General features: G+C 71.4%; 21 protein-coding genes. 11 read left to right on the top strand and 10 right to left on the bottom strand.

All coding sequences use genetic code 11. The annotated features are described in order from the left end of the window. Positions 1-165: 165 nt before the first annotated feature. Genes ACFWZH_RS05040 through ACFWZH_RS05030 form a run of 3 tightly spaced genes read left to right on the top strand, consistent with a single transcriptional unit; the run spans position 166 to position 3,670 of the window. Positions 166-1,143 (top strand): glycosyltransferase family 2 protein, encoded by a 978-nt coding sequence (locus ACFWZH_RS05040; RefSeq protein ID WP_384425506.1) that lies wholly within the window; start codon positions 166-168, stop codon positions 1,141-1,143. Further along, a complete protein-coding gene (locus ACFWZH_RS05035) occupies positions 1,143-2,504 on the top strand; it encodes a polysialyltransferase family glycosyltransferase (protein WP_384425504.1) in 1,362 nt (453 codons plus the stop codon). The genes ACFWZH_RS05040 and ACFWZH_RS05035 overlap by 1 nt, the downstream gene beginning before the upstream one ends. Next, a complete protein-coding gene (locus ACFWZH_RS05030) occupies positions 2,501-3,670 on the top strand; it encodes an acyltransferase family protein (RefSeq protein ID WP_384425501.1) in 1,170 nt (389 codons plus the stop codon). Before ACFWZH_RS05035 ends, ACFWZH_RS05030 begins: the two co-directional genes overlap by 4 nt. A gap of 218 nt (positions 3,671-3,888) precedes the next feature. Here ACFWZH_RS05030 and ACFWZH_RS05025 read toward each other — a convergent pair whose 3' ends face one another. Then, entirely contained in the window at positions 3,889-4,575 is a 687-nt protein-coding gene (locus ACFWZH_RS05025) for a TetR/AcrR family transcriptional regulator C-terminal domain-containing protein (RefSeq protein WP_384425499.1), read from the bottom strand. A 38-nt stretch (positions 4,576-4,613) separates the two neighbouring features. Between ACFWZH_RS05025 and ACFWZH_RS05020 the strand changes: the two genes are divergently transcribed. Beyond that, positions 4,614-6,164 carry an FAD-dependent monooxygenase gene (locus ACFWZH_RS05020; protein ID WP_384425497.1) on the top strand — a complete coding sequence of 517 codons (1,551 nt, stop codon included), beginning with the start codon at positions 4,614-4,616 and terminating at the stop codon, positions 6,162-6,164. A gap of 106 nt (positions 6,165-6,270) precedes the next feature. Here the strand turns inward: ACFWZH_RS05020 and ACFWZH_RS05015 are convergent, their stop codons facing one another. Both ACFWZH_RS05015 and ACFWZH_RS05010 read right to left on the bottom strand, forming a co-directional pair. Further along, positions 6,271-7,698, bottom strand: a complete 1,428-nt coding sequence (locus ACFWZH_RS05015; protein ID WP_384425495.1) for a gluconate:H+ symporter — start codon at positions 7,696-7,698, stop codon at positions 6,271-6,273. Between the two features lie 72 nt (positions 7,699-7,770). Further along, the gene (locus ACFWZH_RS05010) at positions 7,771-8,298 is read right to left on the bottom strand and encodes a gluconokinase (protein WP_384425493.1); all 528 of its coding nucleotides are present in this window, start codon (positions 8,296-8,298) and stop codon (positions 7,771-7,773) included. A 131-nt stretch (positions 8,299-8,429) separates the two neighbouring features. Here ACFWZH_RS05010 and ACFWZH_RS05005 point away from each other — a divergent pair, with 131 nt between their 5' ends. Beyond that, positions 8,430-9,131 carry a FadR/GntR family transcriptional regulator gene (locus tag ACFWZH_RS05005; RefSeq protein WP_384425490.1) on the top strand — a complete coding sequence of 234 codons (702 nt, stop codon included), beginning with the start codon at positions 8,430-8,432 and terminating at the stop codon, positions 9,129-9,131. A gap of 378 nt (positions 9,132-9,509) precedes the next feature. Here the strand turns inward: ACFWZH_RS05005 and ACFWZH_RS05000 are convergent, their stop codons facing one another. Both ACFWZH_RS05000 and ACFWZH_RS04995 read right to left on the bottom strand, forming a co-directional pair. After that, positions 9,510-9,722, bottom strand: coding sequence for a hypothetical protein (locus tag ACFWZH_RS05000; RefSeq protein ID WP_384425488.1), 213 nt, complete (start codon positions 9,720-9,722; stop codon positions 9,510-9,512). Positions 9,723-9,775: 53 nt separating this feature from the next. Then, complete coding sequence (locus tag ACFWZH_RS04995; RefSeq protein WP_384425485.1) at positions 9,776-11,374, bottom strand: methylmalonyl-CoA mutase; 1,599 nt, start codon at positions 11,372-11,374, stop codon at positions 9,776-9,778. A 162-nt stretch (positions 11,375-11,536) separates the two neighbouring features. On the opposite strand from ACFWZH_RS04995, the gene ACFWZH_RS04990 reads away from it, so the two are divergent. Beyond that, positions 11,537-12,373, top strand: a complete 837-nt coding sequence (locus tag ACFWZH_RS04990; protein WP_384425483.1) for a L,D-transpeptidase family protein — start codon at positions 11,537-11,539, stop codon at positions 12,371-12,373. A 358-nt stretch (positions 12,374-12,731) separates the two neighbouring features. Here the strand turns inward: ACFWZH_RS04990 and ACFWZH_RS04985 are convergent, their stop codons facing one another. The 3 genes from ACFWZH_RS04985 to ACFWZH_RS04975 form a co-directional block, all read right to left on the bottom strand. Further along, complete coding sequence (locus ACFWZH_RS04985; RefSeq protein ID WP_384425481.1) at positions 12,732-13,739, bottom strand: hypothetical protein; 1,008 nt, start codon at positions 13,737-13,739, stop codon at positions 12,732-12,734. Continuing rightward, complete coding sequence (locus tag ACFWZH_RS04980) at positions 13,739-14,530, bottom strand: RNA polymerase sigma factor (protein ID WP_384425479.1); 792 nt, start codon at positions 14,528-14,530, stop codon at positions 13,739-13,741. The genes ACFWZH_RS04985 and ACFWZH_RS04980 overlap by 1 nt, the downstream gene beginning before the upstream one ends. A gap of 528 nt (positions 14,531-15,058) precedes the next feature. Next, a complete protein-coding gene (locus ACFWZH_RS04975; RefSeq protein WP_384425476.1) occupies positions 15,059-16,720 on the bottom strand; it encodes a glycoside hydrolase family 20 protein in 1,662 nt (553 codons plus the stop codon). Positions 16,721-16,865: 145 nt separating this feature from the next. Between ACFWZH_RS04975 and ACFWZH_RS04970 the strand changes: the two genes are divergently transcribed. The 5 genes from ACFWZH_RS04970 (at position 16,866) to ACFWZH_RS04950 (ending at position 21,336) form a co-directional block, all read left to right on the top strand. Beyond that, complete coding sequence (locus tag ACFWZH_RS04970; protein WP_384425474.1) at positions 16,866-17,642, top strand: 2-oxo-4-hydroxy-4-carboxy-5-ureidoimidazoline decarboxylase; 777 nt, start codon at positions 16,866-16,868, stop codon at positions 17,640-17,642. A gap of 267 nt (positions 17,643-17,909) precedes the next feature. Further along, positions 17,910-18,290, top strand: coding sequence for a succinate dehydrogenase, cytochrome b556 subunit (sdhC, locus tag ACFWZH_RS04965; RefSeq protein ID WP_384425472.1), 381 nt, complete (start codon positions 17,910-17,912; stop codon positions 18,288-18,290). Positions 18,291-18,296: 6 nt separating this feature from the next. Continuing rightward, entirely contained in the window at positions 18,297-18,785 is a 489-nt protein-coding gene (locus tag ACFWZH_RS04960; protein WP_384425470.1) for a succinate dehydrogenase hydrophobic membrane anchor subunit, read from the top strand. Between the two features lie 20 nt (positions 18,786-18,805). Continuing rightward, the gene (gene sdhA / locus ACFWZH_RS04955) at positions 18,806-20,560 is read left to right on the top strand and encodes a succinate dehydrogenase flavoprotein subunit (RefSeq protein WP_384425467.1); all 1,755 of its coding nucleotides are present in this window, start codon (positions 18,806-18,808) and stop codon (positions 20,558-20,560) included. Then, positions 20,560-21,336 (top strand): succinate dehydrogenase iron-sulfur subunit, encoded by a 777-nt coding sequence (locus ACFWZH_RS04950; protein WP_384425465.1) that lies wholly within the window; start codon positions 20,560-20,562, stop codon positions 21,334-21,336. Before sdhA ends, ACFWZH_RS04950 begins: the two co-directional genes overlap by 1 nt. Here ACFWZH_RS04950 and ACFWZH_RS04945 read toward each other — a convergent pair. Together ACFWZH_RS04945 and ACFWZH_RS04940 are read right to left on the bottom strand one after the other, a co-directional pair. Beyond that, the gene (locus tag ACFWZH_RS04945; RefSeq protein WP_384425462.1) at positions 21,320-22,141 is read right to left on the bottom strand and encodes a DUF5937 family protein; all 822 of its coding nucleotides are present in this window, start codon (positions 22,139-22,141) and stop codon (positions 21,320-21,322) included. The two genes, ACFWZH_RS04950 and ACFWZH_RS04945, sit on opposite strands and share 17 nt — an antisense overlap. 205 nt (positions 22,142-22,346) lie before the next feature. Further along, the gene (locus ACFWZH_RS04940) at positions 22,347-22,877 is read right to left on the bottom strand and encodes an FBP domain-containing protein (RefSeq protein WP_384425460.1); all 531 of its coding nucleotides are present in this window, start codon (positions 22,875-22,877) and stop codon (positions 22,347-22,349) included. Positions 22,878-22,932 lie beyond the last annotated feature (55 nt).

Below are 22,932 nucleotides of genomic sequence, written 5' to 3'. Positions count from 1 at the left end.
TCCGTTTGGCGGGCCAACTGGGCCGCAACAAAGGGTTAACAGCGGGTCGACGAATGGCGAACCGGCCCGATAAACGGCCTGGTTAACCATCCCGCCATTCTTCGTTCACCTGGGTGCCCGCACCGCGTAAAGACGAATGCCGACTCCGCACCTAACGTCACCCGGGTGGTTAAGCTCTCCGTCATCGTGCCGTTTTACAACGTGCAGACATACGCGCCCGACACCCTGAAAAGCCTGGCGGCGAACGCCCGCGAGGACTTTGAATTCCTGCTCGTCGACGACTGCTCGCGCGACGAGACCCCGCAGATCCTCGCGCGCGCCGAGCGCGAGCTGCCGGGCGCCAGAGTGCTGCGGCACGAGCAGAACGGCGGCCTGGCCACCGCCCGCAACACGGGCCTGGACGCGGCCCGCGGCGAGTATCTGACGTTCCTGGACGGCGACGACTGGCTCGCCCCCGGCTACTTCACCGAACTCCTGGCTTCCATAGAGGAGTTGGGGTGCGACTTCGTGCGCACCGACCATGTCCAGTGCACCGCGCGGGCGCGCACCGTGCACCGCGTGCCGCACGGCCGGCGCGGTGTGGTGATGAACCCGCGCGACGTCATCCTGCCCGCCGACCGCTCCACCTCCGTCGACTACGCCTTCGCGTGGGCCGGGATGTACCACCGCCGGCTGCTGGACGACGGGGTGCTGCGCTTCCGGGACGGACTGCGTACCGCCGAGGACCGTCCGTGGATCTGGCGGCTGCACCGCGAGGCGCGGTCCATGGCGGTGGTCGGGCTGCTCGGTGTTTTCTACCGGCGCGGGGTGGCGTCCTCGCTCACGCAGATCGGCGATGTGCGCCAATTGGACTTCATCCGCGCATTCGACCAGGTGATCGAGGAAACCGCACAAGATCGCGATGCGGAGGTGCTGCTGCCCAAGGCGGTGCGCACCTACTGCGCGATCATTTCCCACCATCTCGGTTCGATCGAACGATTCGAGCCGCAGGTCGCCCGTAAATTGCGCTCGATGAGCGCCGCGGCCATGAAACGCATGCCGCAGGACGTACTGAAGGAAGCCCTGGATTCGATGGATGTGCAGCGCGCGTCCCGGCTGCGGCGGCTGCGCCGTCGCCCGGTCCCGGCGGAGGTCGCCGCCTGATGCCCACCCGACCCCGTACCCAGATCTTCGTGGCGTCCACGCTCTACGGCGCCGCGACGCTCGCCGCCGCGCTGGACGCCGACTGCTTCGCACCGGCCGACCGACGCCTGCTGCTGCTCAGCAACAACGCCACGACCCCGGAGACCACCGCGTCGCTGGACACCATGCCCGGCTTCGACCGGCTGCGCGGCCGCTTCGACCGCGTGCTGTCCTGGAACGAGACGATCAGCCCCTTCCACCCCGGCGGCTGGTCCCCGCGCGCGGACGACGCCCCCCTGTGGGAGCGGTATCTGCGCCTGCTGTGGGGACTGGGCGACGACCATATCCATCTGGTCGTGGAGTCCATCCAGGTCAACCCGGCGCTGGCGATCTGCCAGCTGTTCCCCGACGCGCCGATCGACGTCTACGCCGACGGCCTGATGAGCTACGGCCCCACCCGCAACAAGCTCGACCCGCTGGTCGGCACCCGGATCGACCGGCTGCTGCACCTGGACCTGGTGCCGGGGCTGACGCCGCTGCTGCTGACCGAGTTCGGCGTCGAGTCGCAGACCGTGCCGACCGACGCCTTCACCAAGGTGCTCGGCGAGATCTCCGACGCCAGCGGCCCGTTGGACGTCCCCGAGGGCGCCGCGCTGCTGCTGGGCCAGTACCTCTCCGCGCTCGGCATCCTCACGCCCGAGGAGGAGGAGCAGCTGCATGTGCGGATGGTGCGCGGCGCCGCCGAGCGCGGCCACCGCGAGGTCGTCTTCAAACCGCACCCGTCCGCGCCGGCCCGCTGGTCGCGGATGCTGGAGCAGGAGGCCGAGAAGCTGGACATCGCGCTGACGGTGCTGGACAGCCCGGTCCTGGCCGAGGTGCTCTACCAGCGGGTGCGGCCCGCGCTGGTGGTCGGCTGCTTCTCCACCGCGCTGCTGACCGCGGCCACATTCTACGGTCTGGACACCGCCCGCACCGGCACCGGTCTGCTGCTGGAGCGCCTGACGCCGTATCAGAACAGCAATCGCATCCCGGTCACGATCGTGGACGCCCTGGTGCCGGGCCTCGACGGGCACGGCGCGGACGGCGGGCCCCGCACACCGGCCGGCCCCCGGGAGATCGAGGGGCTGGTCACCGCGGTGGGCTATGCGATGCAGCACCAGATCTACCCGCAGCTGCGCCCGGCCGCCGAGCGCTATCTCGCCGCCCACCTCGACCAGGTCACCTGGCGCTACTTCAAGCGCCGGCGGTTGACCGCGCTGGCGCTGCCCGGCGCGATCCCGTCCCAGCTGGCGTTCATCCCGCGCAACGCCACCGTCCGCAGGGTCGCGCGCAGTGCGCGGGCGGTACAGCGGCGGCTGAAGAAGCGGGCCGCGTTCGGATGACCACCCCCCAGCTGACGGCCGGTGCGCCCGCCCCCGCACCGGACCGCGGTGCCCCCGCGCCGCAGCCCGTCATACGCGTGCGCAGCCGCGGCGGACCGTCGCGGCTGCGCGCCCTCGACGGGCTGCGGCTGCTCGCCGCCCTGATGGTCGCCGGGTACCACTACGCGGGGCGCGGCGGCGAGATAGCCCAGGCCTGGGGCGGCTCCCCCGCCCACCAGTTCCCCACCGCGGCACCGCTGTTCGCCTACGGCTGCCTGGGCGTGCAGATCTTCTTCGTGATCAGCGGCTTCGTGATCTGCCTCAGCGGCTGGGGCCGCAGCCTGCGCGCGTTCGTCGCCGGCCGGATCTCCCGGCTCTATCCGGCGTACTGGGCCGCGATCCTCCTGGTCACCGCGGTCTTCGCACTCCCCTGGGTCGCCTACAAGGCGCTCCCGCCCAGCGAGGTGCTGACGAATCTGACCATGCTGCAGCAGCCGCTGGGCGCCCACCGGGTCCTGGGCGTGTGCTGGACCCTCTGGGCGGAGATGCGCTTCTACGCCCTCTTCGCGCTCTGCGTCGTCCTGCCGGGCGCCACCCGCGGCCGCGTCGTGCTGTTCTGCGCCGGCTGGACGCTGGCGGCCGCGCTCGCGCAGGCGGCCCACGAGCCGTTCCTCGACACCGTCCTGATGCCCGAGTACGCGCCCTTCTTCATCGGCGGCATCGGCCTGTACCTCCTGCACCGCTACGGCGCCCGCGATCCGATCGCCTGGGCGACGGTGCTGGTCAGCTGGCTGATCGGACAGCACCACGCGGTCGCGGGTCTGTGGCACGCGCCGTCGGCCACCGCGTTCTCCTACCGCTCGGCCGCCGTCATCGTCGCCGTCGTCACCGTCGGCTTCGCCCTGGTCGCGGCCGTCGCCCTGGGCAGGTTCCGCTGGGCCGACTGGCGCTGGCTGACCGTCGCCGGCGCGCTCACCTACCCCTTCTACCTCGTCCACGAGCACCTGGGCTGGGTCGTCGTCGGCGCCCTGCACCGCACCCTCGGTCTGCCGTCCTACGCGACGCTGCCGCTGACCGTGGGCCTGATGCTGCTGCTGGCCTGGCTGCTGCACCGCTTCGTCGAGCGTCCGCTGACGCCCCGCCTCAAGCGGGCGATCGATCCCCGGCGGGCGGAGACGGTCCGCTAGGGCCTGTCCGATGGGTCAGGGTCGGAAAGGCCGCGGCGTCTGGTGCACTGCGTTCGCTGCGCGAACTCCGTCTCGGCTCCTCATGTGCTCCTTTGGATGCCGAGCTACATCGCAAGGCGCCGGAGCGTCCCGATAGCGGAGCTCTCGGGACGTTTCGGCAACGCCGCGAGGTGCCGTGCCAGACGCCGCGGACCCGGCCATGACCCATCGGACAGGCCCTAGCCACGACCGGCGGCCGTCGCCTCGATTCCCGCGACGATGAACCGCAGCCCGTCCTCGAAGCTGCGCTCCAGGTCGCCGAACAGCTCCTGGCCCGCCTGCGCGGCGAGCGGATAGCGCGCACCGAGCTCCTGCTCGCGGCGCTGCAGGTCGTAGGCCGGGTCGCGGCTCTCCGGCCGGCGGGCCTCCGGCTCGCCCGGCTCCGGGTAGACCGACTGCTCCTCGATGACCAGGCCGATGGTGAAGTTGTACGCGGTCCACCAGGCCCGCGCCGCCGTGCCCAGCGGGATGCCCGTCTGCGTGAGCCGGCCCAACAGGTTCTCCAGCGGCAGCGCATAGCTCTCGTCGGTCATCCGCGTACCGCTGAAGACCTTGCCGCCGTCGCGGTAGCCGAGCAGATCCCGCCTAAGACTGCGACAGGTGGCCAGCAGCGCCTCCTGCCAGGTGTCGCCCATCTCCGCCGCCTCGCCGTTCGGCCCGATCAGCGGCGCGGTCATCCGCCGCAGCATCTCGGTGGCCATCTCGTCCAGCAGCTCCTGCTTGTTCTTGAAGTGCCAGTAGAGGGCGGGTGCCTGGACGTTCAGCTCCTTGGCGATCCGGCGCAGCGTAAGCCCGTCGAGACCCACCTCGTTCAGCAGCCGCAGGGCGGTGTCCACGACCTGCCGGCGATCGATACGCGAAACCATGTTGACAATTTAACACCGTTAAGGGCATCCTCCCAATCATGGAACTTAACAACGTTAAGGACAGTGCCGGTGTTACCGACGTCGACGTACTCATCGCCGGAGCGGGCCCGACCGGCCTCGCCCTCGGCATCGACCTCGCCCGTCGCGGAGTGCGCGCCCTGATCGTCGAGCGGCAGGACAGCCTCTCCCTCGGCGCCCGCGGCACCGGACTGCAGCCGCGCACCCAGGAGGTCTACGAGGACCTCGGCCTGCTGGACGCCACACGGAGCGCCGGCGGCAGCTACCCGAAGATGGCGCTGTGGGAGAACGGGCGGATCACCGGGGTCCACGAGATGCTCGAACGGGTCGACCCGACACCCTCCGTGCCCCACTCCAACACCGTGATGCTGCCGCAGTTCCGCAACGTGGAGCTGCTGCACGAGCGGCTGTGGGAGCTCGACGGCCAGGTGCTCTTCGGTACCGAACTCACCGCGTTCAGCCAGGACTCGGACGCGGTGACGGCCGAACTCCGGGGCCCCGACGGCGAAGCGCGCACCGTACACGCCCGCTACCTCGTCGCCGCCGACGGCGGACGCAGCACCGTCCGCCGGGCCCTCGGCACGAAGATGAGCGGCCCGGCGCTGGAGCCCGGCGCGGCGCTGCTCGCCGACGTCCACATCGACGGCCTCGACCGGGACCACTGGCACCGTTGGCCGCTGCCGAACGGGGGGTTCGCGATGGCCCTCCCGCTCGCCGGCACCGACTACTTCCAGACCTTCGTGGCCGCGTTCACGGAGGAGCCCGACACCGCGCCCGAGGCCGTACGCGCCGCGCTCGCCCGGCACACCCACCTGGCCGCCGAGCAGATCGGCGAGGTCGTGTGGTCCTCCGTCTACCGCCCCAAGGCCGGGATGGCCGACTCCTACCGCGAGGGCCGGGTCTTCCTGGCCGGCGACGCCGCCCACATCCACTCCCCGGCCGGCGGCCAGGGCCTGAACACCAGCGTCCAGGACGCCTACAACCTCGGCTGGAAGCTCGGCCAGGTGCTGCGGCACGGCGCCCCCGACACCCTCCTGGACAGCTACGAGGCCGAGCGCCGCCCGATAGCCGCGCACATCCTCCAGACCAGCACCCGGCTGCACCGCTCCGGCGAGACGCGCCGCGGCCGGGACCTGCACCAGCTCGACCTCGGCTACCCCGACGGCCCGCTGACCCGGGAGCTGCGCACGGGCCTCGACCCGGACGCGCTCCGCGCCGGCGACCGCGCCCCCGACGCCCCGTGCCACACCGCCGACGGAAAGCCCACCCGGCTCTTCGAGGCCTACCGGGGCCCGCACTTCACCGTGCTGACGCTGGGTGACACCGGCCTGGACGCCGGTGCGCTGCCGGCCGACCCGGACCTGCTGCGCGTCGTCCGGGTGGGCGGCCCGTCGCCCGACCTGGTCGACACCGACGGCCATGTCCGCGACGCGTACGGCGCCGGCCCCACCGTGTTCCTGATCCGCCCCGACGGCTATCTCGCCCTCGCCGCACCGGCCGGGGACGCCACCGCGCAGCTGACCGCGGCCCTGGCGTCGTACGTCGGCGCCGCACGACCCGCCGCCGCCTGACCCAGCACGCGCACGAGGCCGTACCAGCGGAAGGAATCCGCTCGTACGGCCTCGTGCCGGGAACGGGCGCCTGAGGGGGGTGGGGCGCCCGGGGCGGTGATCCGCCCTACAGGACCAGGGAGAGCAGCAGCACGCAGACGATCCCGACGACCGAGATCAGCGTCTCCATCACCGACCAGGTCTTCAGCGTCTGGCCGACGTTCATGCCGAAGTACTCCTTGACCAGCCAGAAGCCGGCGTCGTTGACATGGCTGAAGAAGAGCGAGCCGGCGCCGATCGCCAGCACCAGCAGCGCGCCGTGCGTGCTGCTCAACTCCGCGGCGAGCGGGGCGACCAGCCCGGCGGCGGAGATGGTGGCCACCGTCGCGGAGCCGGTCGCGAGCCGGATGGCGACCGCGATCAGCCAGGCCAGCAGCAGCGTGGAGATGTGCCAGCCCTTGGAGACGTCCAGGATCATCTGGCCGACGCCGGCGTCCACCAGCGTCTGCTTGAAGCCGCCGCCCGCACCGACGATCAGCAGCACACCGGCGATCGGGGCGAGCGACCGCTCGACCGTGGCGGCGGTCCTGCCGCGGGTGAAGCCGGCCGCCCGGCCGAGCGTGAACATCGCGACGACGACGGCGGTCAGCAGCGCGATCAGCGGCGAGCCGACGACGTCGAAGACCCTCTGGACGGTGTGCTCGGGATCGTCGACGACGATGTCCACCAGCGCCTTGGCGAGCATCATCACGACCGGCAGCAGCACGGTGGCGACGGTGATCCCGAAACCGGGCCGCTTCTGAAGGCCGTCACCGGTGCGCCCGGCCGGGCTGTCCGCGGCATCCCCGGGCGTGTGGAGCATCTGCTCCGGCGGGTGGATGTCCACCCACCGGGCCGCGTAACGGGAGAAGACCGGACCGGCGATGATCGCGGTCGGGACGGCGACGACGACCCCGAGCGCGAGGGTGATCCCGAGGTTCGCGCCGACCGCGTCGACCGCCACCAGCGGACCGGGGTGCGGCGGAATCAGCCCGTGCATGACGGAGAGTCCGGCCAGCGCCGGGATGCCGATCCGCATCAGCGAGAAGTTGCCGCGCTTGGCGACCAGCAGCACCACGGGGATCAGCAGCACGATGCCGACCTCGAAGAAGATCGGCAGCCCGACGATCCCGGCGATCAGCACCATCGCCCAGGGCATGGCACGGCCGCCCGCCCTCGCCAGGATCGTGTCCACGATCTGGTCGGCGCCACCGGAGTCGGCGAGCAGCTTGCCCAGGACGGCACCGAGCGCGATCAGCACGCCCGTGCCCGCGACGGTCGTCCCCAGCCCGGCGGAGAAGCTGGCGATGGCCTTGTCGAGCGGCGCACCGGCCACCGCGCCGAGCACCAGCGAGCCGATGATCAGCGACAGGAAGGCATGCAGCTTGAACCGGGAGATGAGCAGGACGATGACGGCTATGCCGGCCAGGACGGCGATGCCCAGCTGTGCGTGACCGGCCGAGGTGATCGGCTCGGCCGCGTCCGCTGCGAGCATCTCCACGCTGAGATGTGTCACGGCGATTCCCTTGCTTGGACGTACGGGGAGGGAGCGGGGGGTGGTGGTTACGGGTCCGGGCGGGGCCCGGTGCTATCCGGCGGAAGCGGCGGCGCGCAGCGCGGCCACCGCCCGCCCGGCGATCTGCTGCGGAGTGCCGGAGACGTCCACGGCGGCGCCCGCCTCGTCCGGCCCGAGCGGTTCGAGCGTGGCGAACTGGGAGTCCAGGAGCGCGGTCGGCATGAAGTGGCCCCTGCGCTCGGCCATCCGCGCCTCGATCAGCGCGCGCTCGCCGGTGAGGTGCAGAAAGACGATGCCGGGGGCGGCGGCGCGCAGCCGGTCGCGGTAGGCGCGCTTGAGCGCGGAGCTGCTGACGACCCCGCCCTTCCCGGCCCGGCCGTGCGCCCAGCGGCCGATCGCGTCGAGCCAGGGGCCCCGGTCGTCGTCGTCCAGCGGGACGCCCGCCGACATCTTGGCGATGTTGGCCGGCGGATGGAAGTCGTCGCCCTCGGCGTACGGCACGCCCAGCTCGGCGGCCACCAGCGGGCCGATCGTGGTCTTGCCGGTACCGGCCACACCCATCACGACGATGACGTCGCGGGTGGCGTCGGGCGTGCTCATCCCGTGTTACCTCGCTGTCTTCCTTGACCTCGTGCGCCCCCACTGAAACCCATTAGGTACGACGTATTCAAGCCCCTGTGACGCAAACGTCATACTTAATTGATCGGAGTGCGGGAACGTAGGCTTGCCCCATGGAAAACGAGGGGAAGGGGCTGCACGCGCGTGTGCTGGAGTCCCTCGGACCCGCGATCACCGCGGGCGACTACCCTCCGGGCACGATCCTGCGCACGGACGAACTGGAGCAGCGCTTCGACGTCTCGCGCACGGTCATCCGCGAGGCGATCCGGGTACTGGAATCCATGCAACTGGTCGCCTCCCGGCGCCGGGTGGGGGTGACCGTCCGGCCCACCGAGGAGTGGAACGTCTACGACCCTCGGGTGATCGGCTGGCGGCTGGCCGGCCGCGACCGCCCCCGGCAGCTGCGCTCGCTGACCGTGCTGCGTTCGGCCGTCGAACCGGTCGCCGCCGGGCTCGCCGCCCAGCACGCCACACCCGCCCAGTGCGCCGAACTCACCGAACACGCCATGGGCATGGTCGCCACCTCACGCGGCCAGCAGCTCGACGCCTACCTCGTCCACGACATGGCCTTCCACCGGGTGATCCTCACCGCCTCCGGCAACGAGATGTTCGCCCGCCTCGGCGATGTCGTCGCCGCCGTCCTGACCGGCCGCACCCAGCACCACGTGATGTTCACCGACCCCGACCCGGCCGCGGTCACCCTCCACGTCCAGGTCGCGGAGGCGGTCCGCACGGGCGACGCGGATCGCGCGGAACGATTGACGCGCGAGATCACGGCGGGGGCGATGGCGGAACTGGACGTCCTGGCGCCGTAACGCTTGCGCTTGGTCTTGCTTCCCACGTTTTCGGCTTTCCCGCCGTAGGGGTTCTCGCCGTTGCGCCTGCGGCGGGCTGGGTGCCGCTGCGCGGGGCGTTTACGGCAGCGGGTGCGGCCCTCCGGACTCCGTCCTGCGGTCCGCCCCCTCCCGTGGGAGGGGGGAAGGAGACCGGTGGGGGTGTAGGTACATCGTCGTGCGCGCGCGGTCGACGGACAGGGCCCGCCCCCACCGACCGCTCTTCCCACCCACCCACGGGAGGGGACAGACCGTAGGACGGAGTCCGTAGGGCTGTCACCGCAGCCGACAAACAACCGCCCGCCGCCAGGCGCAACGGCGAACAACCACCACGGCGGGAAAGCCGACAACGTGGGAGGCCTAAAACAACGGTTGCTGGCCCGGAAACGGCGGTTCCTCAGGATCGAAGAGGCGTTCCGCGGGGGCCATCAAGGGGGCGATCTTCCGGGAGCCGGGGCAGGAGATCAGCTCCAGTCCCGTGCGGCGGCCCGGAGGGTCATGGCGGGCGAAGCGGCCGCCGACGACGGCGATCTCTCGGGTGCAGACGGGGCACGCGCGGCGGGGTGACGACATGACATCAGTGTGACCCAGTCCGGAATGCGGCCGTCATGAGGTCGGTGGGAGGGCTAGAACCCCGTCTGGGGCACATAGGTGCCCCAGACGTTCCGCAGCGCGTCGCACACCTCGCCCACCGTCGCCCTCGCCCGCAGCGCCTCCCGCATCGGGGGCAGGACGTTGTCCGTGCCCTCGGCGGCCTTGCGCAGATCGTCCAGGGCGCCGGTCACCGTACGGCGGTTGCGGCGGGAGCGGAGCTGCGCCAGCCGCTCGATCTGCTGGGACTCGATCGCCGGGTCGACCCGCAGCGGCTCGTAGGGTTCCTCCTCGTCCAGCTGGAAGCGGTTGACGCCGACCACCACCCGTTCACCGGCGTCCGTCTCCTGCGCGATCCGGTACGCGTTGCGCTCGATCTCGTCCTTCTGGAAGCCCCGTTCGATGGCGGCCACCGCACCGCCCAGCTCCTCGACCCGCTGCATCAGCGCGACGGCCGCCTCTTCCAGCTCGTCCGTCATCGACTCCACGGCATAGGAGCCGGCGAAGGGATCGACGGTGGCGGTCACATCGGTCTCGTACGCGAGCACCTGCTGGGTGCGCAGCGCCAGGCGGGCCGACTTGTCGGTGGGCAGCGCGATGGCCTCGTCGAAGGAGTTGGTGTGCAGCGACTGGGTGCCGCCGAGTACCGCGGCCAGCGCCTGGACGGTGACCCGGGCGAGGTTCACCTCCGGCTGCTGGGCGGTGAGCTGCACCCCCGCGGTCTGCGTGTGGAAGCGCAGCATCTGCGACTTGGGGTTCTTCGCACCGAACTCCTCCCGCATGACGCGGGCCCAGATCCTGCGCGCGGCACGGAACTTGGCGACCTCTTCCAGCAGCGTCGTCCGCGAGACGAAGAAGAACGACAGCCGCGGCGCGAAGTCGTCCACGTCCATGCCGGCCGCCACGGCGGTCCGTACGTACTCGATGCCGTTGGCGAGCGTGAAGGCGATCTCCTGCGCGGGCGAGGCGCCGGCCTCGGCCATGTGGTAGCCGGAGATCGAGATGGTGTTCCACTGGGGGATCTCGGCCCGGCAGTACTGGAAGATGTCGGCGATCAGCCGCAGCGAGGGCTGCGGCGGGAAGATGTACGTCCCGCGTGCGATGTACTCCTTCAGCACGTCGTTCTGGATCGTCCCCTTGAGCTGATGCGCGGTCACCCCCTCTTCCTCGCCGACCAGTTGGTAGAGGAGCAGCAACAGCGCCGCCGGTGCGTTGATCGTCATCGAGGTGGACACCCGGTCCAGCGGGATCCCGCCGAACAGCACCCGCATGTCCTCGACGGAGTCGATGGCCACCCCGACCTTGCCGACCTCGCCGGCGGCGATCGGGGTGTCGGAGTCGTGGCCCATCTGGGTGGGCAGGTCGAAGGCGACCGACAGTCCCGTCGTGCCGTGGGCGATCAGCTGCCGGTAGCGGGCATTGGACTCCCTGGCCGTGCCGAAGCCCGCGTACTGCCGCATCGTCCAGGGCCGTCCGGTGTACATCGACGGATACACGCCACGGGTGAAGGGGTAGTCGCCGGGTGCGCCGAGCCGGCGCCCTGGGTCCCAGCCCGCCAGCGCCTGCGGCCCGTACACGGGCTCGATGGGCAGACCGCTCTCGTTGTGCCGGACACCGCCCGATTCCTGCGCCATGGACGTACGCCTTCCCGCCGGTTGACCGTTATCCGCTCTTACGCCATGTATTACCCGTTGTTTTACGCCTTGCCCTCAGCATGCCCGCAGGTTCGCCACGCCGCAGCGTTGGGAAGCATCTCCGGTGGCCGATCAGGGGTCGCCGGGATCCGGGGGTGGCGGATGACACGGAGCAGCGGAAGACGGACGGTGCCGGCGACGGCCGCGGTGCTGCTGGTGGCGGCGCTCGCGGTGGGCTGCCGGCCGGTGACGGTCACCAAGACCGGTGCGACGGACGGCAAGGGGGCCCACCACACCCCCACCGCCCCCGCCCCGCCGCCACCCGGCCGGCACACCCCGTCGCCGCCGCGTGCCACCCCCTCCGCTCCCCGGCCGGTCATGGCGTTCGGCTCACAAGGCGCGCGGGTCCGCGAACTCCAGGCTCGACTGGCCCAGCTGGGGCTCTTCGCCCACGCCCCGACCGGCTATTACGGGTCGCTGACCAGCGCCGCGGTCCGCGCCTTCCAGAAGCAGCGGGGGCTGCCCCGTACGGGCGCCGTGCAGTCCGCGGCCTGGAACGCCCTGCGCGCCCGCACCCATCAGCCGACGCGGCTGGAGCTCCACCCGCCCACCACCAGGCCGGTCGGCGTGGTGGACCGGCGCTGCACGAAGGGCCGGGTGATCTGCATCAGCAAGCGGTCGAACACCCTCGCCTGGGTCGTCGACGGCAAGATCGCCTCGGCGATGGACGTCCGCTTCGGCTCCCAGTACACCCCCACCCGCGAGGGCACCTTCCACATCACGTTCAAGAGCCGCCGACACGTCTCGACGATCTACCACACGGCCATGCCATACGCGATGTTCTTCAGCGGCGGCCAGGCGGTCCACTACTCCGCGGACTTCGCCGCCCGCGGCTACACCGGCGCCTCGCACGGCTGCGTCAACGTACGGGACAAGGCGAAGATCGCCGCGCTGTTCGGCAAGGTGGGGAAGGGGACGAAGGTCGTCGTCTACCGCTAGGGCCTGTCCGATGGGTCAGGGTCGGAAAGGCCGCGGCGTCTGGCGCGGTGCATCGCAAGGCGCCGGAGCGTCCCGATAGCGGAGCTCTCGGGACGTTTCGGCAACGCCGCGAGGTGCCGTGCCAGACGCCGCGGACCCGGCCATGACCCATCGGACAGGCCCTAGGGCGGAGCGTTCGCCGCGGGCCGGGCCCGGTGCGCGGAGGGGAAGAGAAGGGCGCGGGCAGGGCCGGGGGAACGTGCCCCGCCCGCGCCATGTGCGCTGAGCCGTAGGTACGGGGGGAACCCCGGCTCCTCGCGCAGCCGATGACCAGTCGGCTTCACTCAGTACTGCGTCACCGGTCCGAAAAACGTCACACCTAGCGCGTGGCGGTGGCACTCGGCGTGGCGCTGCGCGGTTGCACGGCGGACGACGAGGCCCCGGGTGCGGGGGTGGAGGCGCCGGGGGCGGGGGTGGTGGGCGAGGAGGAGGGGTGGTCGTCGTCGTCCTCGTCGCCGGAGCCGCCGCTCGCGGACCCGCCGCCGAAGCCATCGTTGTCACCCGAGCCGCCGCCGCTGTGGTACCGGTCCAGGTAGGCGCGGCAGAAGGCATGCACCTTCTCCGGGCCGCCGGCCTTGCTTTCCAGCCGCTGCACGGTCTCGCGGTCCATCTGGCGGTTCTTGCCGGATTCGTAGTCCCGGCAGAGGCTGAGCAAAAGTTTCTTCTTGCTGCCGCTCCCGGACCCGCCGGTGTCGTCGCCGCCCGGCTCCTGGCCGTGGCCGCGGTCGCCGGGCGTGCCCTTGCCGGGGCCAGGGGTCGCGCCGCGGCTGCTGCCGGGGGTCGGGCTCCCGTCGGGGCCGGCGGTCTTCCCGCCGGACGAGGGGTCGGGGGTCCGCTCCGTCGTGCCGTCCGTCTGCGCGCCGGGCTCGCGGGTGTCGAACGGGCCGGGCGTGTCGACGGCGGAGACCGTGGAGGCCGGTTCGGGGTCGTCGCTGCTGCGGAACGGGCTGTGCAGTACGCCGGTGCCGGCCGCGACGGCGACGCCGCCGATGGCGCAGGCGGCGAGGGCCACGACGAAGCCGCGCCGGAAGGGGCGAACGACCCAGGGGCGTTCGGCGACGCCGGTGGCGCGTGCGCCGCGTCGGGCCGTGGACGGGCCGGCGGCGCGGCCGCGCGAGCCGGCGGCGGCCTGGCGGAACGCCGTGACGGCGGCCTCCTCGCCCGGCAGCGGGGCGGCTCCGGACGTCTTGGCGCCGACCGCCGCGGCGGCCTGAAGCAGCTGTTCCAGTTCGCGTGCGCCGTCGCCGTGTCGGGCACCGACCGGTTCACCGCGCAGCAAGTGCTCCGCGGCATCCTTGTCGAGCCAGTTGTACCGGTCGTCGGCCATCACATGTCCTTCTGCGTTCGTGCGGCCGTTTCCGTCACACCTGGTACGTACGATTCCGCCACGCCGTTGCGGCGTCTTCGGCCCTGCACGGGAACTCCGTCGATCGTCCCGCCGCCCTTGCGCGGGCCCCGCGCGGGCCGGGGGGACGGGGCGTCCTCACCCGCCTCGGCACCGCCCTCCGTGCCGCCGGCGTCGGCGCCGTCACCGCCTCCGGGGCCGCCGTCCGGCACGTCGCCGATCAGCTCGGCGAGCCGGCGCAGTCCGCGGTGCGCCGCGGTGCGCACCGCCCCGGGTCGTTTGCCGAGCACCTGCGCGGTGCTCTTGGCGTCCAGTCCGACCACCACCCGCAGCACCACGGCCTCGGCCTGGTCCTGCGGCAGGCGGGCTATCAGGCGCATGGTCCGGCCGGTGCCGAGGGCTTCCATCGCCTCGCCCGCGGTGTCGGAGGCACCGGGGGTGTCGGCCAGTTCGCTCTCGTCGCCGCCGATCGCCGGGCGCCGGCCGCGCATCCTGATGTGGTCGAGCGCACGATTGCGGGCAATACGGGCGGCCCAACCGCGGAAGCGGTCGGCGTCGCCGCTGAAGCGGGAGAGGTCACGGGTTATCTGCAGCCAGGCCTCGGAGGTGACGTCCTCGACGTCCGCTTCGCTCACCAACGTCCGCACATATCCCAGAAGCCGGGGATGTACGGCACGGTAGACGGTACGGAACGCCGCCTCGTCGCCGTCCTGCGCCGCCTGCACGGCCACCGTCAGCCGACGGTCGTCCGGCTGAATGTCGTCCCCTCGCACGGGTCCATCCTGTCGCACGTGGAATGTCCGCCGCCCGGTCCTTGCTGCTTTGCCTCTTCTTCGTCCGGCTGTGTCGCCGGCTACCGCCCACGCCAGGTCAGGGCAGGTCGGGAACCCCGGGTAACCCCGCTGTTCCCGCTGACCGTAACCCGTGCGCCCGCCGGCGCCGAACCCGGGACGACGGCGGTGACCCCGCCGACCGAGCCGCGGGCCGAGGAGCACACGACGATCGACGCACCGGTGAAGCGTGCGCACGGATCCATCTGCGGCTCCCGGGAAGGACGGCTCCTTTCGGCCGCCCCGGCGGCGCGACCAGCACGCCATTCGGCGCGGATCCGCACGTTACGGGCCTGGCCGGGCCCGCGTCCAGACCACTAGCCGTACCCCGCCCCGCACCGCGTGTGACGCTTTCGCGCCTTCTGGCGCTGTACGGAATAGAGGGCCGTCACGGCCCTTCACGAACGACGGCCGGGGCCTCTCCTGTGGGGGGTGGCGGCCCCGGCCGTCCTCGTTTCTCTCACCCGTTTCTTACCGGGACGGCTCCGACACCCGGTCGGCCAGCGCCTTGAACTGCGACCACGACAGGTCGGGCGTCCGCGGGTCCCAGGTCTTCTGCGCCAGCGCCGCCAGCGGCAGCCGGATCCCGGCGGCCACCTGCTGCGCCGTCTGCGCCTGCGCCCGGTCGCACCAGATCGCGAAGCGCGCGCCGGGGATCCGGTCCGGGCCGGTCATGCTCGCGGGCACCGAGACCGGCTGGGTGTGGCGGAGCACCTTCGGGGTCCAGCTCTCGTAGATCCGCTGGCCGGTCGGGTAGAAGAACTGGTTGGGCTCGCCGAGGACGTAGTAGAGGTACTCGTCGTTGAAGTTCATGACGTTGCGGCCCTCGCGCAGGAACACCGCCGGGTCGCGCTGTCCGAGCTCCTTGCCGGTCCAGTAGTCGACCATCCGGTTCTTGTCGGCGCTCACCGCCGCGCTGGAGAAGAATCCGTCGTTCCAGGCCTCGATCCGGTTCTTGCCCCGCGCCTCGACGGTCTTCTGCCGGTCGTTGAGCCAGCCGGTCGCCAGGTCCTTGATGGTGCCGCCCGCTCCGTACTTCTCCTGTGCGGCCCGGGTGAGCTGCGGATACGTGGTCGCCGGTGTGGAGGACAGCAGCGCCTGGTACTCGTCGCCGCCCAGGTGCCAGTAGGCGGGGGCGCCCTTGGGGTTGGTGAACAGGTCGCTCATCTCCCTCAGCAGCGAGTCGATCAGCGGGGCCGCCTTGGGGTTGGAGATGTCGATCGCCCCCGGGACCACCGCGCCCGACGCCTTGTGCAGCAGCAGATCCTGATGGTGCTCCAGCACGGCGCCCAGGTGGCCGGGCGAGTCCAGTTCCGGGACGACGGAGATGTGCAGGCTGCGGGCGAGCCTGACGATCTGGCGGACCTGCGCCTTGGTGAGGTGGTCGGCCGAGACGACCTCGGGGTGGGTGTCGCTCTGGATGCGGAAGCCCTGGTCGTCGGAGAAGTGCAGCTGGAACTGGTTGAGCTTGAGGTCGGCGATCTCCCGCAGGCGCGCCTCGATCCAGTCCTGGGTGAAGGGCTTGCGGGCGTTGTCCAGCGACATCCCGCGCTGCGGGCGGTCCGGGCGGTCCTCGATGGTGCCCTCGGGGAGTCCGCCGGCGGCGCGCACGGCCTGCTTGAGGGTACGGGTGCCGTAGAAGATTCCGGCGTCGGTGGGGGCCGTCAGAGTGAGCCGGGTCCCGCGGGCGGTGAGGGTGTAGGCCTCGTCGGCCGCGTCCCGGACCGGCACGTTGTCGGCCCTGCTCTTCCCCGTCGCCTTCACCTCGATGTCGCCGGGCCGTACCGTCTCGTCGCCGTAGACGACGTCCAGTCCCCCCAGGTCGCGGGCCATCAGCTGCGCCTCGTCGGCGACATTGCTGTGCTCTCCGGCCGGGACCACCACACGGGCCTGCCGGGTCGGGCGCCAGCCGCGCCCGTCGGCCCGGCGGAACTCGCGTACGGCCGGGACGACCTGCGGTGTTCCGGTCACCGGTGCCCACGTCGGGGTGGCGGCCGCCTCGGGATTGACCTTGGCGCTGGTGCTGCCGGGCGGTTCGGTGTCCGCGGTGCCGGAGCAGCCGGTGAGCAGCAGCGCACCGGTGAGCGCCACGGCCGGGAGCGCGGCGCGTGGCGGCCGCTTCGGGTTCGACATCGTGCAATCCTCACTTTTCGGGGCGAAGGCATTGCCAGGTGTACGGAGCGGGTCGTCCACCGAACGCGCGAAAGCTCTCCCGTCCGGGTGAAATTCGCGCATCCGTCGGACAGTGGCCGAGAAGCATCGTTAGCGTGGCGCTCACTTGTTCGTCACCCCTTTCCCAGGGCTCTCCTGGAACCGCCGGGCACCGCCGGGGTGTCATGCCACACACACCACCGCCACACCCGCCGCCGCGGCAGCCACGCGCGTCCCGGCTCCCGGTCCGCTCCCCCAGCTTCCGTCAGCCGCCCGCCCCGCACCCGTCGAAGAGATCCGTTCGCATCCGTCCGAGGAGCCCACGCTGTCCGGAGACACCCCGGCCGCCCGGCCGACGACGCTGCACCCCCCGCGGTCGCCGTGGTGCGGCATACCCACCCAGGCGAGCGGCACCGCCCTGGTCCGCCCAGCGGCCCGGGGGCTGGCCCGGCTCAACGCACTGACCTGCGACGACGCGCTGACCGCGCTGCTCGGCTGCTGCCACAGCCGCCGCTGGGCCGAGCGGGTCGCCGCGCACCGCCCGTACGCCGACTCCGCGTCCCTGCTCGCCGCCTGCGACCAGGCCTGCGACGACCTCGCGGCGACCGACCTGGACGAGGCGCTCGCCGGCGAGTCCCGCCCCCCGCTGCCGCTGACCGCCGCCCGCGGCCCCGGCATGCTCGCCGCCCACACCGCACTGCGCGCCGCGCACGCCGAGTACGAGCGGCGCTTCGGCCATGTCTTCGTGATCTGCCTGGACGGCCTGCGCGAGCACGAACTGCTCGACGCGGTCCTGTGCGCCCTGCGCGCCCGGCTGGACCACGACCCCGCCGGGGAACGCGCGGTCACCGCGCACGAGCTGCGCCGACTGGCCCGCGGCCGACTGGCCCGGCTGGCGGCCTGAGCGGCGGCCCCGGGCGCGCCGCCGCGGACCGGGCCGACCGCCCCAGGCGCCCCGGGGCCCGGAGAATCGGGCCGTACGCCCGGCAAAGTCGGCTTCGTCCTTGTGTGATAGCCCGTTGGTGCCTGTTTGATCACACCTAAGGACCCCCGCGCGAGGAACCGACAGCTCGTCGATACGATGACGAGCGGCCGGTGGACCGTACCCGGCCGGGCCCGACCGACAGAGAAGCCGGCGCGGCCCTAGTCCCCGCTCCCGGAGGGTTCTTCCGTGCCGGCTGGAACGCTGTACCGCGGCCGGGAAGGCATGTGGTCCTGGGTGGCTCATCGAGTCACCGGCGTCCTCATCTTCTTCTTCCTGTTCGTACACGTCCTCGACACCGCTCTCGTACGTGTCTCCCCCGAGGCCTACGACGACGTCGTTGCGACCTACAAGACGCCGATCGTCAATGTGATGGAGTACGGCCTGGTGGCCGCCATCCTCTTCCACGCGCTCAACGGCCTGCGGGTCGTCGCCGTGGACTTCTGGGCCAAGGGCCCGAAGTACCAGAAGCAGATGCTCTGGACCGTTGTCGGCGTCTGGGTCGTGCTGATGGCCGGTGCCTTCTACCCCGTGCTGCAGCACACCCTGCGCACGCTGTTCGGGAGCTGACGCGAGATGTCCGCTGAAACCACCTCCGCAGGTGCCACCGCGACGGGCGCGACCGACGGCGTCTCGCTCTACGACGTGGACAACCCGGCTCCCGTCATCGAGGCACCGCGCAAGCGCACCGGCAAGACCGGGCGCGCCTCCCGCGGCAACTTCGAGATGCAGGCCTGGCTGTTCATGCGGCTGTCCGGCATCGTGCTGGTCGTCCTGGTCCTGGGTCACCTGCTGATCCAGCTCGTCCTCGACGGCGGCGTCTCCAAGATCGGCTTCGCCTTCGTCGCCGGCCGCTGGGCCTCGCCCTTCTGGCAGGTCTGGGACCTGCTGATGCTGTGGCTGGCCATGCTGCACGGCGCCAACGGCCTGCGCACCGTCATCAACGACTACGCGCAGCGGGACAACACCCGCTTCTGGCTGAAGATGCTGCTGTACACCGCGACGGTGTTCACCGTCCTTCTGGGCACGCTGGTGATCTTCACCTTCGACCCGAACATCTCCTGAAGCCGGGGCTGACTGGAACCATGCAGATCCACAAGTACGACACCGTCATCGTCGGCGCCGGCGGCGCGGGGATGCGCGCGGCCATCGAGTCGACCAAGCGCAGCCGCACCGCGGTCCTGACGAAGCTCTACCCGACCCGCTCCCACACCGGCGCCGCCCAGGGCGGTATGGCCGCCGCCCTCGCGAACGTCGAGGAGGACAACTGGGAGTGGCACACCTTCGACACGATCAAGGGTGGCGACTACCTGGTCGACCAGGACGCCGCCGAGATCCTGGCGAAGGAGGCCATCGACGCGGTCCTCGACCTGGAGAAGATGGGCCTGCCGTTCGGCCGCACCCCCAAGGGTGAGATCGACCAGCGCCGCTTCGGCGGTCACTCCCGCAACCACGGCGAGGCCCCGGTCCGCCGGGCCTGCTACTCGGGCGACCGCACCGGCCACATGATCCTCCAGACGCTGTATCAGAACTGCGTCAAGGAGGGCGTGGAGTTCTTCAACGAGTTCTACGTCCTCGACCAGCTGATCGTCGAGGAAGACGGCGTCAAGAAGTCCGCGGGCGTCGTCGCGTACGAACTGGCCACCGGCGAGATCCACGTCTTCCAGGCCAAGTCGGTCATCTACGCCTCCGGCGGCACCGGCAAGTTCTTCAAGGTGACCTCCAACGCGCACACCCTCACCGGCGACGGCCAGGCGGCCTGCTACCGGCGTGGACTGCCGCTGGAGGACATGGAGTTCTTCCAGTTCCACCCGACCGGCATCTGGCGGATGGGCATCCTGCTGACGGAGGGCGCCCGTGGTGAGGGCGGCATCCTCCGCAACAAGGACGGCGAGCGCTTCATGGAGAAGTACGCGCCGGTCATGAAGGACCTCGCCTCGCGTGACGTCGTCTCGCGCTCCATCTACACGGAGATCCGCGAGGGCCGCGGCTGCGGTCCCGAGGGCGACCACGTCTACCTGGACCTCACCCACCTGCCGCCGGAGCAGCTGGACGCCAAGCTCCCGGACATCACCGAGTTCGCCCGGACCTACCTCGGCATCGAGCCCTACACGGACCCGATCCCGATCCAGCCGACCGCGCACTACGCCATGGGCGGCATCCCGACCAACGTCGAGGGCGAGGTGCTGGCCGACAACACCACCGTCGTCCCGGGCCTGTACGCCGCCGGCGAGGTCGCCTGCGTCTCCGTGCACGGCGCCAACCGCCTGGGCACCAACTCGCTGCTGGACATCAACGTGTTCGGCCGCCGGGCCGGTATCGCGGCCGCCGAGTACTCGGCCAGGGCCGACTTCGTCGAGCTGCCCGAGAGCCCGGCGCAGCAGGTCGTCGACCTGGTCGAGCGGCTGCGTGACTCCACCGGCACCGAGCGGGTCACCGAGATCCGCAAGGAGCTCCAGGAGTGCATGGACGCCAACGTGATGGTGTTCCGCACCGAGCAGACGATCAAGACCGCGGTCGAGAAGATCGGCGAGCTGCGCGAGCGCTACCAGAACGTGTCCATCCAGGACAAGGGCAAGCGGTTCAACACCGACCTGCTGGAGGCCGTCGAGCTGGGCAACCTGCTCGACCTGGCCGAGGTCATGGCGGTGTCCGCGCTGGCCCGCAAGGAGTCCCGCGGCGGTCACTACCGCGAGGACTACCCCAACCGCGACGACGTCAACTTCATGCGGCACACCATGGCGTACCGCGAGGTGGGCGCAGACGGCGCCGAGTCGATCCGCCTCGACTACAAGCCGGTCGTGCAGACCCGCTACCAGCCGATGGAGCGTAAGTACTGATGGCAACCCCGACCCTGGACAAGGCGGCCGAGGCCGGCCAGCCCGAGCCCGGCTTCGCCGACTCCCCGTACATCACCGTCACCCTCCGGATCCGCCGGTTCAACCCGGAGGTCTCCGAGGAGGCCAGCTGGCAGGACTTCCAGCTGGAGATCGACCCCAAGGAGCGCGTCCTGGACGCCCTCCACAAGGTCAAGTGGGAGCAGGACGGTTCGCTGACCTTCCGCCGCTCCTGCGCCCACGGCATCTGCGGTTCGGACGCCATGCGGATCAACGGCCGCAACCGCCTCGCCTGCAAGACGCTGATCAAGGACATCAACCCGGAGAAGCCGATCACGGTGGAGGCCATCAAGGGCCTGACCGTGATGAAGGACCTTGTCGTCGACATGGAGCCCTTCTTCCAGGCGTACCGCGATGTGATGCCCTTCCTGATCACGACGGGCAACGAGCCGACCCGTGAGCGCCTGCAGTCTCCCGAGGACCGCGAGCGCTTCGACGACACCACCAAGTGCATCCTGTGCGCCGCCTGCACGTCCTCGTGCCCGGTGTTCTGGAACGACGGCCAGTACTTCGGCCCGGCGGCGATCGTCAACGCGCACCGCTTCATCTTCGACTCGCGTGACGAGGCCGGCGAGCAGCGGCTGGAGATCCTCAACGACAAGGACGGCGTCTGGCGCTGCCGGACGACCTTCAACTGCACGGACGCCTGCCCGCGCGGTATCGAGGTCACCAAGGCGATCCAGGAAGTCAAGCGCGCGCTGATCACCCGCCGCTTCTGACCCCCGCGGCGGTCCGGGCCCGGGCCCGGACGCCGATGAGCGCCGGCACGTTGCCGAGGGCCTCGCTTCCGTACAGCCGGAAGCGGGGCCCTTCGGCGTGCTCCGACGCCCCCGCCGGATACACCAGCACCGGCGGCAGCTCCTCGTCGACCAGCGCCACCGGCTCGTCCCGGCAGAAGTACGACGGGACGAACACCAGTCCCCGCCCCTCCAGACGCAGCTCGCGTTCCACCGGGTAGTCGACCTCCAGGACAGGCGGCCGCCACCGCATCACCGGCCCGAACGTCCGCAGCATCGCCTGCGCCCCGGACTGCGCCAGCGCATGGACCCGCAACGCCCGGTCCGCACCCACCTGTTGGGCGATCCGCGGCCAGCTCGGCGCGATCGCCAGATGGTGGTACGTGCGCAGGCTCCGCGCGAGGTGCCGCAGCGCGGCCGGCTCCCCCGCCGCGATCCGGCGCGCCCACCCCGGCAGCGCCCGATGGCCGGACAGCAGCGTCAACTCGGCCCGCAGCCGGGTGCGCGAGGTGCTCATCACGGCCTCCAGCCCGGGTTCGACGCCGTCCAGCGCCGCGAACGGCGTGAGGAAGTCCGGGAAGTATCCGTGCCGGGGCACCAGCGGCATGAGCATCCGCAGCGGCCCCGGACCGTGCCGCACCGCATGCTGCCGCCAGGCCGCCAGCGCCGGTTCGGTACGGCTCTCCCGCAGGGCGTGCAGACTCAGGACCGTTTCCCAGAGCGGGTCGGCCCCGTCGGCCACGGTCGTACGCGCCAGATCCTGTCCGGTGAAGTGCACTCGCAGCACATCAGCCCCCTGCGTCCCCGCCGTTCCCCCGAACGGCGTGCACACGAGGATCTGTCCGACGGGTGGCTTGTGGCAAGCGCTCGTACGGGTTCCGTTGGGCCCGCGCCGCCGGCGTGCCGCCGCTGTCCACCGCCGCCGACCTGCCGGGCATCTCGGCCGATGGTCGAGCGCCCGCAGGAGTGGCAGGGCCTGATCGGGGCCTTCCTCACCCGGCACGGCCTGTGAGGGCCGACGCCTCCCCCTCCAGCACCTTGTCCAAGAAGGCGTCCAGATTCCCCACGGTGCGGGCGATCCGCTGCTCCAGCGGCAGCGTCTCCTCGTGCCGCCCGGCGAGCTGGGAGCGCTTGCGTCCCCGGACGTAGAGCGAACACGCCAGGTCGGCGCAGAGGTACGTCCCCACGGTGTTGCCCTGCCGCCCCGCCGGGCCCGCCCGGCGCGCGGCGAGCAGGGCGACACCGGACCCCGGGTGGCCGGTCAGGCACACCGAGCACACCGTCGTCTTGGTGAAGGAGCGCCGTACGCCCTGCGGCACCCGCAGCGTCACCCCGACCAGGCCGTCGCCGCGCGGCGCGACCAGATAGCTCCGGTCCGGCGCCCCGGGATCGCGCCATCCCAGGAAGTCCAGGTCCGCCCACGGCAGGTCGGCCAGGCCCGCGGGCAGATGGAGCCTGCTCGCCTCCCCCTTCGAGCAGTTCACAAAGGAGGCACGTATCGCTTTTTCACCCACGGGATCCATGGAATCGACGCTAACAACGCGACTGCGGCCCCGTCGCGCGAATTTCCTCGCACGC

It is taken from the genome of Streptomyces sp. NPDC059008, assembly GCF_042749045.1.
Taxonomy (GTDB): domain Bacteria; phylum Actinomycetota; class Actinomycetes; order Streptomycetales; family Streptomycetaceae; genus Streptomyces.
Note: the sequence above shows the minus strand (reverse complement) of the source record. Positions and strands in the feature narration are given on the sequence as shown.

What these genes read in the sequence shown, in the direction of transcription:
- ACFWZH_RS05035 (WP_384425504.1), top strand. Translation starts at nt 1,143, where the DNA reads ATGCCCACCCGACCCCGTACCCAGATCTTCGTGGCGTCCACGCTCTAC.
- ACFWZH_RS05030 (WP_384425501.1), top strand. Translation starts at nt 2,501, where the DNA reads ATGACCACCCCCCAGCTGACGGCCGGTGCGCCCGCCCCCGCACCGGAC.
- ACFWZH_RS05025 (WP_384425499.1), bottom strand. Translation starts at nt 4,575, where the DNA reads ATGGTTTCGCGTATCGATCGCCGGCAGGTCGTGGACACCGCCCTGCGG.
- ACFWZH_RS05020 (WP_384425497.1), top strand. Translation starts at nt 4,614, where the DNA reads ATGGAACTTAACAACGTTAAGGACAGTGCCGGTGTTACCGACGTCGAC.
- ACFWZH_RS05010 (WP_384425493.1), bottom strand. Translation starts at nt 8,298, where the DNA reads ATGAGCACGCCCGACGCCACCCGCGACGTCATCGTCGTGATGGGTGTG.
- ACFWZH_RS05005 (WP_384425490.1), top strand. Translation starts at nt 8,430, where the DNA reads ATGGAAAACGAGGGGAAGGGGCTGCACGCGCGTGTGCTGGAGTCCCTC.
- ACFWZH_RS05000 (WP_384425488.1), bottom strand. Translation starts at nt 9,722, where the DNA reads ATGTCGTCACCCCGCCGCGCGTGCCCCGTCTGCACCCGAGAGATCGCC.
- ACFWZH_RS04995 (WP_384425485.1), bottom strand. Translation starts at nt 11,374, where the DNA reads ATGGCGCAGGAATCGGGCGGTGTCCGGCACAACGAGAGCGGTCTGCCC.
- ACFWZH_RS04990 (WP_384425483.1), top strand. Translation starts at nt 11,537, where the DNA reads ATGACACGGAGCAGCGGAAGACGGACGGTGCCGGCGACGGCCGCGGTG.
- ACFWZH_RS04985 (WP_384425481.1), bottom strand. Translation starts at nt 13,739, where the DNA reads ATGGCCGACGACCGGTACAACTGGCTCGACAAGGATGCCGCGGAGCAC.
- ACFWZH_RS04975 (WP_384425476.1), bottom strand. Translation starts at nt 16,720, where the DNA reads ATGTCGAACCCGAAGCGGCCGCCACGCGCCGCGCTCCCGGCCGTGGCG.
- ACFWZH_RS04960 (WP_384425470.1), top strand. Translation starts at nt 18,297, where the DNA reads ATGTCCGCTGAAACCACCTCCGCAGGTGCCACCGCGACGGGCGCGACC.
- sdhA (WP_384425467.1), top strand. Translation starts at nt 18,806, where the DNA reads ATGCAGATCCACAAGTACGACACCGTCATCGTCGGCGCCGGCGGCGCG.
- ACFWZH_RS04950 (WP_384425465.1), top strand. Translation starts at nt 20,560, where the DNA reads ATGGCAACCCCGACCCTGGACAAGGCGGCCGAGGCCGGCCAGCCCGAG.
- ACFWZH_RS04940 (WP_384425460.1), bottom strand. Translation starts at nt 22,877, where the DNA reads ATGGATCCCGTGGGTGAAAAAGCGATACGTGCCTCCTTTGTGAACTGC.